The organism is Natronorubrum sediminis (genome assembly GCF_900108095.1).
Lineage (GTDB): Archaea > Halobacteriota > Halobacteria > Halobacteriales > Natrialbaceae > Natronorubrum > Natronorubrum sediminis.
On sequence record NZ_FNWL01000001.1, the window covers coordinates 694271 to 711681 of the forward strand.

At 59.4% G+C, this 17411-nt stretch carries 18 protein-coding genes; 12 read left to right on the forward strand and 6 right to left on the reverse strand.

The genetic code is table 11. The features are described 5' to 3' along the window. The first annotated feature begins 151 nt into the window (after positions 1–151). From BLW62_RS03410 to BLW62_RS03420, 3 genes are read left to right on the forward strand one after another with little or no spacing between them, the layout of a single operon-like run. Complete coding sequence (locus tag BLW62_RS03410) at positions 152–679, forward strand: transcription factor (protein ID WP_090505171.1); 528 nt, start codon at positions 152–154, stop codon at positions 677–679. Further along, the gene (locus BLW62_RS03415; RefSeq protein ID WP_090505174.1) at positions 679–1383 is read left to right on the forward strand and encodes a DUF2110 family protein; all 705 of its coding nucleotides are present in this window, start codon (positions 679–681) and stop codon (positions 1381–1383) included. The genes BLW62_RS03410 and BLW62_RS03415 overlap by 1 nt, the downstream gene beginning before the upstream one ends. Position 1384: 1 nt before the next feature. Continuing rightward, on the forward strand, positions 1385–2158 hold the full coding sequence (locus BLW62_RS03420; protein WP_090505177.1) for a DUF5803 family protein: 774 nt from the start codon (positions 1385–1387) through the stop codon (positions 2156–2158). Between the two features lie 83 nt (positions 2159–2241). Here the strand turns inward: BLW62_RS03420 and BLW62_RS03425 are convergent, their stop codons facing one another. Beyond that, positions 2242–2700, reverse strand: coding sequence for a chemotaxis protein CheW (locus BLW62_RS03425; protein ID WP_090505180.1), 459 nt, complete (start codon positions 2698–2700; stop codon positions 2242–2244). A gap of 144 nt (positions 2701–2844) precedes the next feature. Here BLW62_RS03425 and BLW62_RS03430 point away from each other — a divergent pair, with 144 nt between their 5' ends. The 9 genes from BLW62_RS03430 to BLW62_RS03470 all read left to right on the forward strand — a co-directional run bounded on the left by BLW62_RS03430 (position 2845) and on the right by BLW62_RS03470 (position 14484). Further along, positions 2845–3645, forward strand: coding sequence for a chemotaxis protein CheW (locus BLW62_RS03430; RefSeq protein ID WP_090505183.1), 801 nt, complete (start codon positions 2845–2847; stop codon positions 3643–3645). A gap of 143 nt (positions 3646–3788) precedes the next feature. Beyond that, a complete protein-coding gene (gene cheY / locus BLW62_RS03435) occupies positions 3789–4151 on the forward strand; it encodes a chemotaxis protein CheY (RefSeq protein WP_076578947.1) in 363 nt (120 codons plus the stop codon). Further along, entirely contained in the window at positions 4148–5395 is a 1248-nt protein-coding gene (cheB, locus tag BLW62_RS03440) for a chemotaxis-specific protein-glutamate methyltransferase CheB (RefSeq protein ID WP_090505186.1), read from the forward strand. The genes cheY and cheB overlap by 4 nt, the downstream gene beginning before the upstream one ends. Further along, positions 5388–9959: a chemotaxis protein CheA gene (locus BLW62_RS03445; RefSeq protein WP_090505190.1), complete on the forward strand. Its 4572-nt coding sequence runs from the start codon at positions 5388–5390 to the stop codon at positions 9957–9959. Before cheB ends, BLW62_RS03445 begins: the two co-directional genes overlap by 8 nt. Before the next feature lie 34 nt (positions 9960–9993). Further along, positions 9994–10599: a chemotaxis protein CheC gene (locus BLW62_RS03450; protein WP_090505193.1), complete on the forward strand. Its 606-nt coding sequence runs from the start codon at positions 9994–9996 to the stop codon at positions 10597–10599. Continuing rightward, the gene (locus tag BLW62_RS03455) at positions 10596–11852 is read left to right on the forward strand and encodes a chemotaxis protein CheC (RefSeq protein ID WP_090505196.1); all 1257 of its coding nucleotides are present in this window, start codon (positions 10596–10598) and stop codon (positions 11850–11852) included. The genes BLW62_RS03450 and BLW62_RS03455 overlap by 4 nt, the downstream gene beginning before the upstream one ends. Further along, positions 11849–12370, forward strand: a complete 522-nt coding sequence (locus BLW62_RS03460; RefSeq protein ID WP_090505199.1) for a chemotaxis protein CheD — start codon at positions 11849–11851, stop codon at positions 12368–12370. The genes BLW62_RS03455 and BLW62_RS03460 overlap by 4 nt, the downstream gene beginning before the upstream one ends. After that, on the forward strand, positions 12367–13215 hold the full coding sequence (locus BLW62_RS03465) for a CheR family methyltransferase (RefSeq protein ID WP_090505201.1): 849 nt from the start codon (positions 12367–12369) through the stop codon (positions 13213–13215). The genes BLW62_RS03460 and BLW62_RS03465 overlap by 4 nt, the downstream gene beginning before the upstream one ends. Before the next feature lie 96 nt (positions 13216–13311). Continuing rightward, positions 13312–14484, forward strand: a complete 1173-nt coding sequence (locus tag BLW62_RS03470) for a hypothetical protein (RefSeq protein ID WP_090505204.1) — start codon at positions 13312–13314, stop codon at positions 14482–14484. Positions 14485–14511: 27 nt separating this feature from the next. Here BLW62_RS03470 and BLW62_RS03475 read toward each other — a convergent pair whose 3' ends face one another. From BLW62_RS03475 to BLW62_RS03495, 5 genes are read right to left on the reverse strand one after another with little or no spacing between them, the layout of a single operon-like run. After that, positions 14512–15324, reverse strand: a complete 813-nt coding sequence (locus tag BLW62_RS03475) for a DUF7289 family protein (RefSeq protein ID WP_090505207.1) — start codon at positions 15322–15324, stop codon at positions 14512–14514. Continuing rightward, entirely contained in the window at positions 15321–15809 is a 489-nt protein-coding gene (locus BLW62_RS03480) for a DUF7266 family protein (protein ID WP_090505210.1), read from the reverse strand. Before BLW62_RS03480 ends, BLW62_RS03475 begins: the two co-directional genes overlap by 4 nt. Continuing rightward, positions 15806–16258: a hypothetical protein gene (locus BLW62_RS03485; protein ID WP_090505213.1), complete on the reverse strand. Its 453-nt coding sequence runs from the start codon at positions 16256–16258 to the stop codon at positions 15806–15808. The genes BLW62_RS03480 and BLW62_RS03485 overlap by 4 nt, the downstream gene beginning before the upstream one ends. Next, entirely contained in the window at positions 16252–16875 is a 624-nt protein-coding gene (locus BLW62_RS03490; protein WP_090505216.1) for a DUF7288 family protein, read from the reverse strand. The genes BLW62_RS03485 and BLW62_RS03490 overlap by 7 nt, the downstream gene beginning before the upstream one ends. Position 16876: 1 nt before the next feature. Continuing rightward, a complete protein-coding gene (locus BLW62_RS03495; RefSeq protein WP_090505219.1) occupies positions 16877–17410 on the reverse strand; it encodes a DUF7287 family protein in 534 nt (177 codons plus the stop codon). Position 17411: the final 1 nt, after the last annotated feature.

Sequence of the window (17411 nt, forward strand, 5' to 3'; positions counted from 1 at the left end):
TCACCGAATAGCAAGACTGCGGTCGGATGCGGACGGGGAGCATACCGGATGGTGGACACGCTCGGCCAGCGTGGCAACGAAGCGTGGGCAACGCCGGCCTGTGCGCCGTCGCTCACAAGACTTAATGGCCAGACGCCGTTACGGGTGGGTAATGGCTTTTGAGGACCTGCTCGAGGATCCAGTCATCCAAAAGTACCTACACGAGCTGGTCGGTCCCAAAGGAATGCCCGTCGCGGCCGCGCCGCCAGACGGGGAAGTGACCGACGAGGAGCTCTCTGAGGAACTGGATCTCGAGTTGAACGACGTGCGGCGGGCGCTGTTTATCCTGTACGAAAACGACCTCGCGACGTATCGCCGACTGCGAGACGAGGACTCGGGGTGGCTCACCTACCTCTGGACGTTCCAGTACGACAACATCCCGGAGAATCTCGAGGAAGAGATGTATCGCCTCTACGACGCCCTCGAGGATCGCCGCGAGTACGAGCGAACACACGAGTTCTACCTCTGTGAAATTTGTTCCATCCGCTTCGAGTTCGGCGAGGCGATGGACTTTGGCTTCGAGTGCCCCGAGTGTGGCTCGCCGCTCGAATCGATGGACAACGACCGACTCGTCACCTCGATGGACGACCGCCTCGACGCGCTCGAGGACGAACTCAACATCGACGGTGCGGACGCCTGATGGTCGTACTCGCAACCAAACTCTACGTCGAGGGCGACGCCCGCGAACGATCGCTCGATTCCCTGCGATCGCTCGTCGCCAACGAGGTCGGCGACCTCGACGTCGAGTTCGACATCGGCATCCGCCACGACGACTTTCCGTCCGTGACCGTCGAAGGTGAAGACGCGACCGTCGCCAGAAACGTCCTCCGCGAGGAGTTCGGCGAAATCGTCCCCGACCTCGAGGTGGGTGAAACCTACATCGGCACGCTCGAGTCCTGGGACGACGACGGGTTCGTCCTCGACGCCGGACAGGGTGACGGCGTGCGTATTCCAGCGGACGAACTCGGACTTGGCCCGGGATCGCCCGAACAGATTCGTGAACGCTACGGATTGGTCCAGCACCTGCCACTCGAGTTCGTCTACGGTGGTGAGGGATCCGACGCAGGCGACGATGGAGCGTCTCCGAGTCGACTCGCCGACGAAGCCCAGGACCGACTCTACGAGTGGACGCGCGGCGACGGCCGACTCAACGTCAACAGCGCCACGCGAGCGGAAGTTCGAGCGACGCTCAACCGCGCCGGCCACGCGCAAGATTACGTCACCGTCGAGCGACTCGGCTTGCTCGAGCAGAGCGTCATCTGCACCGAGGGGACCGACCCACCCGGACTGTTAGCGAGCGTCGGCGAGTATCTCCCAGCGGAGCTCCGCTGTGTCGTTCCATAATATGAATCGACGGCTCGTCCTCGGCGTTATCGCGGTTTGCTTGCTCGTCGGTCTCGCTGGATGTTCGATGTTCTTCGGTGACATCTCCGACGAGGAACTCGATCAAGAGCAGGAGTACGACGACCTCAGAGACAGCGACGCCGACGTCGCCATCGATATCGAAAGCGGCGGCCTGTTCAGTAGCGGCGAGTTCCGCGCAGTTTACGACCTCGAGGAGCGCGAGGAGATCGCATTGTATCGGTCGAATATCCACGCCGACGAACCACTCGATATTCGCGCCGTCAGGTACTGGGATTCGGACGGAACCGAAATAACGGGCTCGGAACTCGAGGTCGATCAGGGTCAAGAACACACCGTCGTGACGTTGCCAGACGAAAACGGAACGCTCGCGTTCACCGGCGACGCCGGACGGCACACGTTCGATCTCCCGGCGTACGTCGAGGGCTCCTACGAAGTAACCCTGCCGCCGGGATATCGTAGCTCTGCGTTCCTCTTCGGAGAGGTCACGCCGGGGGGCTACGAACGCGACGTCGTCGACGATCAGGAACACCTGACCTGGGAGGAGGTAGATAGCACGCTGGCGCTGCAGTACTACCAGACACGTGACATCCCGATATTCCTCGGTCTCGTCACGGTCGTCAGCGTCATCGGCGGAATCGGTATCGCCTACTACTACCGAAAGGTCAAACGGCTCAAAGAGCAACGCGAGGAACTCGGACTTGACATCGATATCGACGACGACGATAACGACGGCCCGCCGCCGGGAATGCGCTAACGCCTCTCCTCGCGCGAAATCGTTCTTTTGTCCCAACCGTCCGAGAAAGCGAAGTGGTCGGCGTCTGATGATGAACTACCGAACTACTCGTGGATCGCGCGTTCGTCGAGCCAGATTACGTCCTCGTCACCGATTTCGATCCGTCCTTTGACGTGGGCGAGTCCTGTTCCCGTTTGTGTCGCCTCGAGGTCGGCCGGTTGGACCCGTTTCGTGACGTCGACCTCGTCGACGAGCCACCCGTGGGTACGCTCGGTATCGTCGCTCGGGGCGAAGACGATGAGTTTTGGCTCGTCGACGCGGGACGTCGTTCTGGCAGCCGAGGAAAAGGCTCTAGGGAGGTCGACGACCTGGACGTGCGTCCCGTCAACCGTGACGGACCCGGCGTTCCACGGATCTGACGCGTCGGCGAGCGCCTCGTCGTCGGAGACGCCGAAGACCGAGGCGACGGTATCGGCATCGACGCAGTATCGGTCGTCTGTGAGGTCGAAGGTGAGAACGGTAACACGTTCGTTGGTATCGTCGGGAGGTGGCGACGACGGCATGCTGTTCTGATCGTTTTCTCCACTGGAATAAAGTGTTTAGGTTTCGAGGCGTCGAACCCGCTGTGTCACGGGCGGTGTGGCGCGGTCGTGGCGTGTCGGTGGAGTCAATGTTTTATTGATGGAATGTGATTGACGAGCAAGAACATGACTCCGGACCTCTCCGAACGACTCCTCGGAATCGACATCGACGACGCGTCCGACGGTGGTCGAAACGGCGAAGGCGCCAGCCCGGTCGACCAAGAGGAGCGCGAACAGTTCCTCTTCGTCGGACTGGGCGAACACCGTTTTGCGTTGCCGATTGACGCGGTACAGACACTTGCAGACGTTCCCGAGGACGTGACACGCGTCCCGCGTTCTCCCAAACCGATCGAGGGCCTGATGGACCTTCGCGGAGAGATTACTGCGGTCGTCGACCCGCACGTTCACTTTCCGGACATCGAAGCCGACGAGCGAAACGGACGCGAGCGATTGCTCGTGTTGGATCGACCGACCGATCAGCAATCAGCAGCCATTCGAGTCGACGACGTGATCGGCGTCGAATCGATCGGTGTGAGCAAGGTACACGACAAATCGACCGTCGAAGACCGACCGTTTTCGGGCGACTCGTTGGCACACCCACTCGTCGATGCGCTCATCGAACAGGAACGCTCACCCTCGACGCAATCGATCCGTGCCTCGAGGCCAACGGGTACCGACACCGCGAATCCACTCGATCTACCCGCCGACTCCAGTGACACGTCACTGTCAACGATGCAGGATCGGATCGACGGCGACACTCGAGAAAGCGACGGCGAGTCGTTCGAACTCGAGTCGACGGAGCACTCGAACGAATCGGCGCAGTCGTCGGTCGCCGCTGACACAGAGACGCCCCGGGAAGTCGTTCTCGAGGCGACGCCGCTGCTCAACGTCGAACGATTGTTGTTGGCGTCTGGCACGCAAACGTAGCGGATCTGGCGCGCGAACGTCCGGAAATCGGAGTCGGGTTTGTAACAGGGTCTTCGTTCCGTATTCGATGTTTATCACAGTTGATAATAGGGAGACAGCATTTATGGTAGTCGTATTTCTATCAGCGTTTGGTGTACTACTGAATGTCGACAGGGGTGCTCATCGTGGACGATTCTCATTTTATGCGGAATTTACTGCGCCAAATTTTGGAACAGGAATACCGCATTCTCGGAGAAGCGTCTAACGGAGCAGAAGCAGTGAAACTGTACAAAGAACACGAACCCGACATCGTCATGATGGACATCGTGATGCCCAAGTGTAACGGCATCAAGGCGACCGCGGCGATCAAAAAGATCGACCCGAGCGCTCGCGTCATCATGTGTACGAGTGTCGGCCAGCGTGAGAAAATGAAACTCGCCGTGAAAGCTGGTGCGGACGGCTACGTGACGAAGCCGTTCGAAGAACCCAGCGTCAGAAAGGCCCTCACAGACGTCGCTACGGCATGACGCGAGTACTCGTTGTCGACGACTCGAAGTTCATGCGGACAGTCATCGCCAACGCACTCACGGATGCCGACTACGACGTCGAAACCGCAACGAATGGGTCAGAAGCGATCGAAGCGGCCGCCGAATTCGATCCCGCCGTCGTCACGATGGACGTCGAAATGCCCGAGATGGGCGGTATCGACGCCGTCGAGCGAATTATGGCGACGAATCCAACGCTAATTCTCATGCTCAGCGTCCACACCGACGAAGGAACTGAGTCCACGCTCGACGCACTCGAGCGAGGAGCCGTCGATTTTCTACACAAACCCGACGGATCGGATTCGCGGACCGTGACCCACCTGAGCGAGGACGTCGTCGACAAGGTCGACGATCTAGCCGACGCAAACGTCTCGTCGATCGCTCTCGCGCGCGCTTCGGCGTCCGCGTACGCGACGCGTTCGAATCACGCGAACGTCGAGGCAACGACTGATCGGGCGCTCGCCGGTGGACGAACGAACGCAGCAGGCGGCACCGAAACGCGCGTCGGAACGGCGACGAATCGACCAGCAGGCCCGCGGTTCGGAGGGGCGACGAGCGCCGGATCGCGACCCGAAGACGGTGACGACGCTGCCGGTTCGCTAACGCCGCCCGAACTCGAGGGACCGCACGCAGACGATCCGACGGTCGTCATCGGCGCCTCGACGGGCGGACCGAAGATCGTGGAAGGCCTCTTCGCGCGCCTTCCAGTCGACCTCGAGGCGAAAGTGCTGGTCGTCCAGCACATGCCAGCGGGGTTTACCGAACGGTTCGCCGAGCGATTGGACGCGCTCAGCGAGTACGACGTCCGCGAAGCGACCCATAGAGCGTCGGTCAGGTCCGGCGAGGCGGTGGTCGCACCGGGCGATTCCCACCTCGAGGTACTGAACAACGTCGGCGGCCGTCTCCGACTCGGATTGGACGACGGCGAGCGGATCCACGGCGTTCGTCCGGCGATCGACGTGACGATGGAGTCGGCGGCCGAACACGTTGTCGACCCACTCTGTGGCGTCGTGTTGACGGGCATGGGACAGGACGGTGCGACAGGCATCGAGGCGATCAAAACAGCTGGCGGGCACACCATCGCACAGGACGAAGCGACGAGTCCGGTCTTTGGCATCCCCTGTCAGGCGATTCAAACGGGGTGCGTCGACGATATCGCACCCGCGACCGAACTCGTCGAGACGATCGTCGACGCGTTCGATACGGACGGTGAGACCGATGAGTGACTATCTAACCGACTTCGTTCAAGAGAGCGAGGAACGAATTACGGAGCTGAACAACGCGTTGCTCACCTTAGAGCGCGACCCGACGAACGACGACGCACTGGAGAACATCTTCCGCGTCGCACACACGCTCAAAGGCAACTGCGGCGCGATGGGACTCGAGGAAGGCAGTGATCTCGCACACGCGATCGAAGATCTGCTCGATGCAGTCCGGCGGAACGAACTCGAGGTGACGTCCGAACTGATGGACGTCGTCTTCGACGCCGTCGACGAACTCGAGGCGATGATCGACGAGGTCGCTGCGACCGGCGAAATCGAGACGGACCCTACCGCGACGATCGACAGGCTCCGTGCGTCCCTCGACGACGAATCGACATCGAGCGCGCTCGCGATTCCCTCCGCGAGGGAGATCGAAACCGTCCTCGAACGGTTCGAACCACCCGCAAACGACGACCACGACGCCTACTTCGTTCGCCTCGATATCGCCGCACGCGAGAACGTCAACAACGGCGTTCTCGTCGTCAAGGCGCTGATCGACGCGTTCGATCTGATCGGCACCGATCCGCCACGTGCGGAGATCGAAGCCGGTAACTACGGCGGGCAGTTCGACGCCGTCTTCGGCAGTGCCGTCGGCGAGGCCGCCATTACGTCCGGCCTCGAGCCGGTCGAAGAGGTCGACACGTTCCAACTCATCAACGTCACCGAGCAATTCGACCGTGTGGCGTCGAGCCAGGCAGCCGACGCGGACGGTCAAGCCCCAGCGGACCAACCCGGTACCGGAATGTCGTCGGAAGAAGCGCAAGATCTCGAGGTCGACGAACTCCTCGACGAGTTCGACGAGTTCGACAACCTAGACGAGATGGTCGAGGACGTCGACGACGACGGCCTCGATGCCTTCGACGAAATGGGCGAGGCCGGTTCGTTCGACGAACTCCTCGACGACGAGGAACTCGAGGAGACGGAGCAACCGGCCACCGCTGCTGACGACGGTGACGAGCGACAGACAGCGGAGACTGCCACCGACTCGTCCCCAGACGACGACGGAGACGAGTCCGTCGACGACGCCAGCAGCGTGTTCAACGAACTCAAAGACGAAGTCGAGATGGTCGGCTTCGACGAGTTGCAGGACGAACTCAGCGAACTCGAGTTCGACGAGTTCGACAACGACGACGAAGTGGACATGGACGAACTCCTCGGTGACGATGTCGACCCCGAGGACGATACATTCCTCGACGGGACGAGTGACGACGAACTCACCGAGGACGCACTCGAGGATGCGGTCGACGACGTGCTGGTGGACGAGCCAATCGAAGAAGGCGGTAGTGACGATGGCGAGACGACTGAGCCAGTCAACGGCGAGACAGTCGACGACGAGACGAGCGGCGACACCGATGTCATCGACGACGAACTCGAGGCACTCGAGGACGACTCCTCGAATGACGAACCCTCGGTGTCTCCGGCACCGTCCGAATCGGCGACACCGTTCTCGGACGAGCAAGCGGGTACTGCCCCTGCCGGAGACCACTCGGACGAACTCGAGAATGCAGATGCTGTCTCCGGTGATCTCTCGCCGGACGAGGGCGACGAGCACTCACTCGACACCGCGTCCGACTCGATGACCGCCGATTCGGCCAACGAAACCGATTCGGAATCCGACGAAGAGCGCCAGTTTGCGTCGGGCGAGGAGTTCGATGCCCCGGACCGAGCATTCGACGAACCGGCCGACGAAGATGAGGGAACGGCCGACGGAATCGTCACGCCAGTCGACAGCCTCGAGCAGCGAAATACTGACGAAGAGACACTCGACGACGGTGAAGCGGCGACCGACGACAGAGAAGCAACGATCGATGACAGCGAAGGAGCGGCCGACGATCTCGAGGAGACTGACGAGAGCGTCGAAGAGACAGCTGTCGGTACCGAAGAGTCGGACGGGGACGAATACGCATTCGAGACCGCTGAAACCGATGACGGCGAACAGCCCGCTGTCGGCGACGATACCGACTCGGACCCGGAATCGACCCCAGCATTCGACAATTCGGATGCAACGACGGCCGACGCACCGCTCGAGTCGGACTCGAGTGACCACTCTGACGAGGAGTCTGCGTCGTCCGCCACCGACGATACAACACTGTTCGAGATGGACGGCGCTGTTCGTGACGAACCAGTCGTTGACGAGGCACTCGAGGCGGCCGACAATGAGAAGGACGAAACACCGACGCCATCGGACGACTCGGAACCGGATTTCGAGGCACTCGAGAGCGAGGCGACGACCGAAATCGACGATGGATCCGGTGAAACTGAACCGATCGACGACGGCGAACAGTTACCGTTTGAGTCCGCTGAGAAATGTAGCGACGGGCAGACTGACGAGGTCAGCGAAGAAGGCGACGAGCAGCCAGTCGGCGATTCGATAGCCGGATCGACCGATGAATTTGTAAGCGAGAGAACGAACGGTACCGATAGAGTCGCGGACGATACCGACGAGATGTCGGCCAACGTGGCGGATGACACCGATGTAGTGACAGCCGACTCCGATGCGCCAACGGCTGACGCGACAGACGTGGCCGACGATGGCAACGATGGCGACGAAGACGCCGCAATCGACGACTCCTCCGAAACTGCCGACGTCGTCGAAACCAGTACCGCAAGTCCCGATTCTGAAACACCGTCCGACAGTGGGTTCGACGTAGCTGAAGACCCCGACGATGCAGGTGAAAGCGCCGAGACAGTCACAGAGAGCGCCGAGACAGTCACAGAGAGCGACGAAACGGCTGACGACTCGCCGTCGACGTCATCGATCAACGAAGAATCCACAGCCGAAACGTCGACCGACGACTCGAGTGTGGTGTCGTTCAGCGAGGACCGAGACGGCGGATCGGACGACGACGCCAGCGACGATTCGTTTGCCGAAGAAGCCGCCAGCGACGATCCGTTTGGCGACAAAGCCGCCAGCGACGATTCGTTTGCCGAAGAAGCCGCCAGCGACGATCCGTTTGGCGACAAAGCCGCCAGCGACGATTCCTTCGTTGACGACTCACTCGAGGACGATCCGTTTGCCGAGGATGAGCGGACGGCTGACCCCTTCGACGATGATTCGTTCGACGACGATTCGTTTGCCGATGATCCGTTCGCCGACGATTCCCTCGAAGACGATCCGTTCGAGGCGTCTTCGTCGTTCGATGACGACGACACGTTCAGCGATGAGTTCGGCGACGACCTCGAGGTAGGTGCGAGCGGATTCGATGCACCGTCCTCGAGTTCGACCGACGGTGCGTCGACGACGTCTTCGCCGGACCCCGCTGCTGGTGACTCGTCTACGACGGATTCGGGTGAGACCGTCGTCGAGCGGGTCGAGGAACCCGTGTTCGAGGTCCCAGATCTCACGATTCCGGACGCAGGGGACAGATCGGACGTCGGAACGGAAACTGACGAGATTCAGTCCGTTCGCGTCGATGTCGAACAGATCGACTCCCTGCTCACGCTCGTCGAAGGACTGGTGACGAGTCGCGTCCGACTTCGCCACGCAGTCTCCGAAGGCGAAGAGAAAGCGTCGCTCGAGACGGAACTCGACGACCTCGAGGACCTCACGGCGGACTTACAGGAGACGGTGATGAACGTTCGTCTCGTGCCGTTGCAGACGGTCACGAACCGTCTGCCGCGGGTCGTTCGAGACATTGCGCGCGAACAGGACAAACAGGTCACGTTCGAGATGAACGGTGAGGACGTCGAACTCGACCGGAGTATCCTCGACCGAATCGGTGACCCGTTGATCCACCTGGTTCGAAACGCCGTCGATCACGGAATCGAACCACCAACCGTGCGTGAGGATGCGGAGAAACCGGCGGACGGAACCGTCGAAGTCCACGCAGAGCGCAAACGCGACCGCGTGGCGATCACCGTCGAAGACGACGGAAGCGGTCTCGATCCGGATCGCCTCCGGAACGAAGCCGTCGAGGCTGGCGTGCTCTCCGAGGAAGACGCACGCGAGTTGCCCGACGACGACGTCTACGAACTCATCTTCCACGCTGGCCTCTCGACGGCCGAAGAGGTGACCGACGTCAGTGGTCGCGGCGTCGGGATGGACGTCGTCGAGCGGACGATCGAAGACCTCGACGGCACCGTCGATATCGACAGCGAGCCGGGTGCAGGAACGAGTGTCACGATGACGCTCCCCGTCTCGGTCGCGATCGACGACATTCTCTTCCTCGAGTGCGGTGGCGAAGAGTTCGGCATCCCGACGGAGACGGTACTCGATATCGAACCGGCAACGCGCCTGGAAACGAGAGACGACGCGACGGTACTGGTCGATGGCAACGACGAGTACGACGTCGTTCGACTCGACGAAACCCTCGAGACGCCACACCAGGCTGGTGACGACCACGGAATGGTCGTTCGGATCCGCACGGACGTGCGTCCGATCGCAATTCACTGCGATCACGTCCACGGCCAGCAGGAAGTCGTCGTAAAGCCCTTCGAGGGCTTTATGAGCGGTCTTCCCGGCCTCAGCGGGGCAACAGTCCGAGGACGCGGAGAAGTGGTCAACATCCTTGACGTGACAACCCTATGATGACAAATACCGAATCAAGCAGACGGAGGAACCCATGACGTTACAAGTCGACATTCGAAAGCTGAGTTTCATCAACGAAATGGCGAAAGTCGGGACGAACGGCGTCGCCGACAACATGAGCAAGCTGACGGGCGAGGACGCCCAGATGGAGGTGACGAAGACGAACTTCGTCGACGTCGATGACATCAAATCTCAGGTCGATCCCGGAAATCGTATCGGCGTTCGCGTCCGATTACTCGACCCGCCACACGGGCACATCCTCATTCTCTTCCCCGAAGAGAGTGCGAAGAAGATCACCGCGATCATGCTCCGTGACGTCGTCGACGACATGTCGGACGTCTCGAGCAAGATGGCACGCAGCGCCGTCGAGGAGATGGGAACGATGATGTCGAGTGGCTTCATCGACGGCTGGGCCGACGTGTTGGGCCGAGCGATCGATATCGCCGCTCCACAACTCGTCTACGCACCGACTGGAGAAATCGTTACGCGAACTGCCGGGCTCGGTAGCGACGACCTCGCGTTGTTCTTCGATTCAGACCTGACCGTGCCGAGCTATCAGATCGAGGCGGAGATCTACGCGTTCCCCGACCTCGAGGAGTTCGTCGAAATGGTCAACGCGATGGAAGTGCAATCGGCATGAGACTCGACGTTAACGCGCTCGGGACCTTTTATGAAATGGCCCGAGAAGGAGCCGGACTCGCCGCGGGTCGACTGACACACATGACCGGTGTCGAGACGAAAGTGGGCGTGACGAAGCTGAATTTCATGCGCGGTAGAGAGATTCGTCGCGATTTCGAGGACTCGACAGAAAAAGTCGCCGTCCGCGTCAAACTCACCGGAACGATCGACGGCTACTCGATGGTCGTGTTCGAACGAGCGAACGCGCTTCGCGTCGTCGAAACGCTGATGGCGGAGTCGAATCGGGACGGCGACATCAACGTCGACGACGAGTTCGACGAGATGACCGAAAGTGCCGTGACCGAGGTCGGCAACATCATGAACAGCGGGTTCATCGACGGCTGGGCCGATGTCTTGGAAACGGTTATCGACGTGTCGACGCCCGAATTCGTCGAGGGTGAAACGGCGGAGCCCTTCTTCGACGATATCGACGATGCACCAGCAGCGGACGACTTCGCGTTGCTCTTCCAGAGCCAGATCGAAACCGTCGGCAGCGAAATCGGCTTCAGCCACTACCTGTTCCCAAAACGGGAATCGATGGCCGCCCTCCTCTCACAGCTTCGGACGACCGGCGGGATCGAGTACGGCAAACTCGACGGTTTCGACCGGATGGCCGAACAGGGCGCAGAAGAAATCGCGAAAACGGCGACGACGCTGACCGGCATCGACACGAGCATCGAAATTCGCCGGCTTAACTTCCTCTCTCTCGAGGCCATTCCCGAGCAAGTCGCCGAGGAGAAACTGGTGGGCGTCGCCTTCGAATTTGACGGACTACCTAGTGGCTATCTCCTCTTCTTGTTCGACGAAGACTCCGCACAGGAGATCGTCGATGCGATGGTCCCGATGGAACTCGACGAAGACGGCTTCGGCGAGATGGGCACGAGCGCCATCAAAGAACTCGGAAACATCATGGCGAGTGGCTTCCTCGACGGCTGGGCCAACGTGTTGGATACGACGATCGACCACTCCCCTCCCGAGTTCATCCACGATATGGGGGCTGCAGCCGTCGATCCAGTCATTATCCAGTTAGGCGAGAACCAGGAGTTCGCGTTCGTCTTCGACACCGTCGTCGTCGCCGACGGGCGAGAGTTCGACTGTGACGTCTACGCGATTCCGGACGAGGACGACCTCGAGCGAGCACTGAACGATCTGGATATCGATCGAATCGAAGAGACGCCGACGACTGCTGAATTTCAGGATATCGAGAACGCATGAAGACCTATGGAACAGAACCGGGCGCGCCAACACCCGTCCAGGTCGGGATCTCCGAACTGGTCGTCAGCGACGGCGACGACACGCTCAAATCGTACGGACTTGGCTCGTGTCTCGCAGTCGCGTTGTACGATCCGGACACCGCAATTGGCGGGTTAGCACACGTGATGTTGCCCGATGGCGACGCCGCTGAAAACAGCGACCGAAAGCCAGGAAAGTACGCCGACACCGCAATCCGCGCACTACTCCGACGGATGGTCGAGCAAGGTGCAAGTTACACGACTGTCGAAGCAAAAATCGCCGGCGGCAGCGATATGTTCGAGTTCGAGAGCTTCGGCAAGGGCGTCGGTCAGCGAAACGTCACCGCCGCGAAAGAGGAACTCGAGAAACTCGGCGTCCCCATTCTCGCCGAAGACGTCGGGGGCGAGTACGGACGGACCGTCGAGTTCGAACTCGAGACGGGAACGCTCCTCGTCCGGACGGCCGACGACCGTGCCGAAAACGGAGTGACGAAACTGTGAGTGACGAGGCGTTCGAATCCCTCCTTTCGTACGTCGAGTCTGAGTTATCGTTCGCGACCAGCCACTACAACGACAGTTATCTCGACCGACGGGTTTCCTCGCGAATGCGCCGAACACAGAGTGCGAATTACGCCGAGTATTTCGAAACCCTCCGAAACAATCGCGACGAACAAGAAGCACTGCTCGAGGCCCTGAGCATCAATGTAACCGGCTTTTTCCGCAATCCAGACGTCTGGGACGGGATCCGGGACGTACTGCGGTGCCTGAGTGCGAACAACGAAACCGTGTGGGTCTGGAGCGCCGCCTGTGCGGACGGCCGCGAACCCTACTCGGTCGCGATGCTCGCCCACGATGACCCCCAAATCGACGAATCGTCGCTTCGAATCGTCGGAACAGATATCAGCGAACCAGCACTGGAAACGGCTCGAAACGGCGTTTACGAGGAGTCTCGAACGGTCGATTTCGACGACCAACTCTCGTTTCTCGACGACGCCAGTCCGTACGTCGAGCGAGACGGACGAACGTATCGCATCGACGAGTCGATCAAACGAAGCGTCTCGTTCGAGCGCCACGATTTGATCAACGACGAACCGAAAACGGGATTCGACCTCGTTATCTGTCGGAACCTGTTTATCTACATCGACAACGAGTACAAACAGCCGATGTTGCGAACGATTGCCCGTTCGCTTCGTCAGGATGGCTTCCTCGTAATCGGGAAAGCGGAGACCATTCCGCCGACGCTCAAATCCGCATTTTCGGTTCGTGACGCGCGCCTCCGAATCTACCATCGCGAGCCACTCGAGACGAATACGCTCGCTCGAGAGCAACCGGAGTCGAACCCCTAACTCCGTCGGATTTCGGATGGCAGCGAAACCCGTCGGCCGTCCAGTTCCTGAAACACACAGTTGCTTACATATCGATGGGGCGAATAGTCGTCTGCGATGAGTGCACTCGACCTCGAGTCGTTCGTCGAACGGACCCAAGCGGTCGTCGACGCCACGCCCCCTGTGACCACCGGCGAAACGAGGGCCTGGCTCGTCGAACCCCTCCTCGAGGCACTCAGTTGGGACGTCCACGAAGCGTCGTGTCGGACGAACAGAGCGGTCGACGGAACCCATTTCGAGTACGTCTGTACGATCGATGGCATCCCCGCGTTGCTCGTCGCGACCGAATCCTTCGACGACACACTCGAGAAGTCGCGTGCCGCGTCGCTCGTCGAGACGATGGCGTGGACGGGAATCGACCGGACGATCTATACTAACGGTCGGGATCTGCTCCTTCTCGCTGGCACTACCGAAATCGACCGACTGGTGTGTGATTGTTCGGAACTGACGGCCTACGAGTCAGCGCTCGAGCACTATACGCGAGCCCAACTCGAGGAACGTCTCGGGACAGACACGCGCGAACACGTCTCGAGACGACTTGCGATCGAGCGAGCGACGCTTCTCGAGACGTTTTCCGACGAACTCACAGCGATCACGGGAACCTCGATGGACCACACAGCAGCGTTCGAAGCTGCAACGGAACGGTTTCTCGACCAGCTTATCACCTCGTTTTCGGCCGACACGAGCGGCGAGTCGGAACACGAGGACATCTCGCGCGACGTCTTGATGGAGTTCTCCGAGGGATCGGTTATCGGCGACACGCCTACAGACGAAGCTAGTGCGTCAACCCCCGAAGACGTGGACACGGACTCGAGTCCGGAATCCGATCCGGCCGATCGCGAAAACGATCACCCCTCCACCGACCGGAACGAGGATGACAGTCAGGAGTCGTCGTACGTCGTTCGCTTCTTCAACGAACGGGGTTCGATCGGAGCAATCGGTCACTCGAGTCCCGAAACGGCACTCGTCGGAACCACGGAGTACCTCTTCGAACGTGGTCTCTCCGGCGTTACCGTCCCCTGGCATCCAGACGACGACGCCGATCGAGCCGTGTTGAACGCAAACGCGGTCCACCCCGACGGCACGCCGATGGAAACCCCACACCAGCTTTCGAACGGGCTGTACCTCGAGGCGAGCGGCGACGAAGAAACACAGGCGACACGGATCGAGGAGTTAGTTTCGCGAGCAGGATTACGGGTGATGTTGAGCGGCGAGTGGACTCGAGAGTGAGCGCTTAGAAGAGAGTTTGAGACGCGTTTAGTACTCGAAGCCGACTTCGACGAGCGTGATGACGATATCACCGTCGGCTTCGCATGTTCCCTCGAGTGAATTATCCTCGTTGTCGAACCCGTTGGAGCCAACCATACTTTCCCACGCAGCTTCGTATTCTGTGTCGTCCTCGACTTGGACCGTAACTTCATCGTTGTCGTAGACCTTCGTATCACGATTGATTTCAGTCATCGTCACCCCTGTGCTGTCGCTTGGGTTGATCGATTGATCGTCCGCAGTGACTGATGCGAGTGTAATCGATGCTGCTGATCCTTCCTCACATCGAATTTGGGGTTGCTTGAGATCTGTGCTCCACTCCGATCTGTCTTCGTCGGCTCGGACGAGGCCTCCACCTTCGTAGGCGATGGTGTCACCGTGTGCAGTGTAGGAGAACTCTCCAAGGTCGATTGTGCCATCTTCTCCGTAGGCATTAAACAAATCGTTGTCTCGTTCTTCAATCGACTCCCCGTTATCACCGACCTCTATGTTCACCGTCGTCCCACCCTCATCGACGGCAATAGTCCCCTCACGCATCGTGAGTTCACCGTAGCGGTCGTTGACACCCCCGTATCGAAGAACGTCGTTGAAGTTATCGGTCAGCGACTCCATCGCTCGTTCGGCGTTGTTGAGCTGTTCGGTCTCCTGATAGTCGTTCATCGCCTGGAACCCCACCGTGTACAACAAGCCGACGGAGAGGAAGATAATCGAGAAGACGAGGATGAACCCGAGCACTTCCGACACACCTCGATCGGTATTAGTGGGACTCGAGTCCGGACGTTGCGTTCGAGAACGGTCGATCATCGGTCGCCCTCCTCAATCATAATCTGACCATCGCTGTTCGTGCTAATCTCGATCGATCCGCCAGAGACTCGATCGCTATCGTCGATATTGTCAGCCGAAACTGGAACGTGAACCGTCACGTCCACCTCGTGTGCTGCTAGCTCGAGACATGCTCCATCGTCGATGAGCGGCGCATCTGTGACTTCACAGTCGTCGTATAACTCGACTGTGTACTGCGAATTCGAGACGCTAGATGGATGATCAGCGACGATCGTCGCTGAATCACCATCTTCTGACGCGATCTGGTCGACATTGTCGATTTCGCCGGCGAGTCGCTCGCCGACAGTCTCGAGTGAGGTCTCCGTCGACCGTTCGGTTTCCGCCTCGAGCATCGCGCTCGCACCCATCATCAACATCGCGATGAGGATCGTCGTAATTCCGATCGTCAGCACGTGCGTCAACGCGGCCGTTAGTCCGCGATCCCGTTCGTGATTCGGACCAATCATTGTTCCTCCGGACACTGTTCATCGGTGATGTCTTGAACCTCTTCGTTGGTAATTTTTCGAGTCTGTTCGTAACTGAGATCGGTAGAATCGTAACTAATGACCACACTCAAGTTATCACCAGAGTCTACATTCCACCCGTCTTCATTTTCGGGAGATATATTCACTGCTCCCGAACCGGATTCAGCCGTCGTATTCTGATACTGATTAGCAAACGCCTCGATATCTGCAGGGGTATCTTCCCCAGCGTGCTCCACTGCACAGGCAACTCCATGCGTCACCTCGAGTTCGATCTTATCCGCAGTTGCTGCACTCTGAGACGTGTCGCCGGCCGAAATCGTTTCCGTGAAGAGGACGCCGTTGAAGACGATGACGATGCCGAGAATAATGAACGCGAGCGTAATGGCACCGATGAGGATGACCTGTCCGCGGCCGGTCGATTCGGTTACCATACGATCACCCGCACTTCGACGACGTTGTAAAGTGAGTCATCGGAATCGGCATCTGGAATCGATGGGTTCGATGCCTCAGAAAGCGAGTCACTACTGTCCGTTACCAGCTGATCATCGTACAGTGAAACGGTGTAACTGGCTGAGACAGCGTTCGATGATGGAGAACCTTGATAGACTAGCGACCTATTTTTTGTTTCGTCAGACTCGTTATTGTAGTGGAGTTCGACGTTGTAGTTTTGCCCACGTTCGTCGAATCTGTCGTAGAGAATCTCACCGAGTTCCGACTCGTTACTGAAATTACCCGGGCTGTACACGTTATTTCCGTGTGGATCGACGAGGCTATCGTCAGTTCCCTCGAAACCACCGTCTCCGTCCCAGTATCGCACCATCTCCGAAAGCGAGTTATTGTCCGTATCCTCCGCAGCAACGACCAGCGCGTCCTGTGCTTCCTGTTGCATCTGTGCCTGAACCGTCCGATCTGCTGCACCGCCTGTCGTCGGGGTGATGACGACCGACTGCAACGCGAGTAAGATTGCGACGAGGACCACCATCGCGCTGATGAATCCCTCGAGCGTGTAGGCCTGCCCGCGCTCAGTGGCGTTCGATTTCCGTCTCATGTTACCAGACCCTCACGACGAGTCGACACGTGTCGCACTCAGGATCATTTTCAGAATCATCAACCGAGACGATCCGAGACGAACTCGCGGCCGATTCGTCGTCGTAGTCGTCCCCAACTGTAAGGTCACTCGTATACTCTCCCTCAAGGTCTTCTATCGTGACGTTGACTCGGTCGTAGACGATCCCGTCGCTCTCGCGTAGGCCGAATTCGTCGGCGAACTCCGATTGGTTCTTATCATCGTATTTATCCGCTAATTCGACCCACTCGAGTTCGTTACCGTCCCCCGAGTCGTTCACGATATGATCCGCAATGCGATCTGCCTGTGCCGTCTGGCCGCCGCTGGCCGAGGAGTCAAACGGCGTCAGGATCGTCGGCAGGAACGAGAAGACGAACGCGATGGCCAGGATGAACACGCCGATTCCGATGGCGAAATCCTGCGTAGTCTGCCCACGATTTTGCAACGAGATCGAGACCGTCCGCTGGCGGCGGGTTCTCGAGCAATTCCGTTCCGTTCCTGTTCGATCTCGTCCCATC

Excerpts from the sequence above, each read along its gene's own strand:
- BLW62_RS03410 (WP_090505171.1), top strand. The coding sequence starts at position 152 with ATGGCTTTTGAGGACCTGCTCGAGGATCCAGTCATCCAAAAGTACCTA.
- BLW62_RS03415 (WP_090505174.1), top strand. The coding sequence starts at position 679 with ATGGTCGTACTCGCAACCAAACTCTACGTCGAGGGCGACGCCCGCGAA.
- BLW62_RS03420 (WP_090505177.1), top strand. The coding sequence starts at position 1,385 with ATGAATCGACGGCTCGTCCTCGGCGTTATCGCGGTTTGCTTGCTCGTC.
- BLW62_RS03425 (WP_090505180.1), bottom strand. The coding sequence starts at position 2,700 with ATGCCGTCGTCGCCACCTCCCGACGATACCAACGAACGTGTTACCGTT.
- BLW62_RS03430 (WP_090505183.1), top strand. The coding sequence starts at position 2,845 with ATGACTCCGGACCTCTCCGAACGACTCCTCGGAATCGACATCGACGAC.
- cheY (WP_076578947.1), top strand. The coding sequence starts at position 3,789 with ATGTCGACAGGGGTGCTCATCGTGGACGATTCTCATTTTATGCGGAAT.
- cheB (WP_090505186.1), top strand. The coding sequence starts at position 4,148 with ATGACGCGAGTACTCGTTGTCGACGACTCGAAGTTCATGCGGACAGTC.
- BLW62_RS03445 (WP_090505190.1), top strand. The coding sequence starts at position 5,388 with ATGAGTGACTATCTAACCGACTTCGTTCAAGAGAGCGAGGAACGAATT.
- BLW62_RS03450 (WP_090505193.1), top strand. The coding sequence starts at position 9,994 with ATGACGTTACAAGTCGACATTCGAAAGCTGAGTTTCATCAACGAAATG.
- BLW62_RS03455 (WP_090505196.1), top strand. The coding sequence starts at position 10,596 with ATGAGACTCGACGTTAACGCGCTCGGGACCTTTTATGAAATGGCCCGA.
- BLW62_RS03460 (WP_090505199.1), top strand. The coding sequence starts at position 11,849 with ATGAAGACCTATGGAACAGAACCGGGCGCGCCAACACCCGTCCAGGTC.
- BLW62_RS03470 (WP_090505204.1), top strand. The coding sequence starts at position 13,312 with ATGAGTGCACTCGACCTCGAGTCGTTCGTCGAACGGACCCAAGCGGTC.
- BLW62_RS03475 (WP_090505207.1), bottom strand. The coding sequence starts at position 15,324 with ATGATCGACCGTTCTCGAACGCAACGTCCGGACTCGAGTCCCACTAAT.
- BLW62_RS03480 (WP_090505210.1), bottom strand. The coding sequence starts at position 15,809 with ATGATTGGTCCGAATCACGAACGGGATCGCGGACTAACGGCCGCGTTG.
- BLW62_RS03485 (WP_090505213.1), bottom strand. The coding sequence starts at position 16,258 with ATGGTAACCGAATCGACCGGCCGCGGACAGGTCATCCTCATCGGTGCC.
- BLW62_RS03490 (WP_090505216.1), bottom strand. The coding sequence starts at position 16,875 with ATGAGACGGAAATCGAACGCCACTGAGCGCGGGCAGGCCTACACGCTC.
- BLW62_RS03495 (WP_090505219.1), bottom strand. The coding sequence starts at position 17,410 with ATGGGACGAGATCGAACAGGAACGGAACGGAATTGCTCGAGAACCCGC.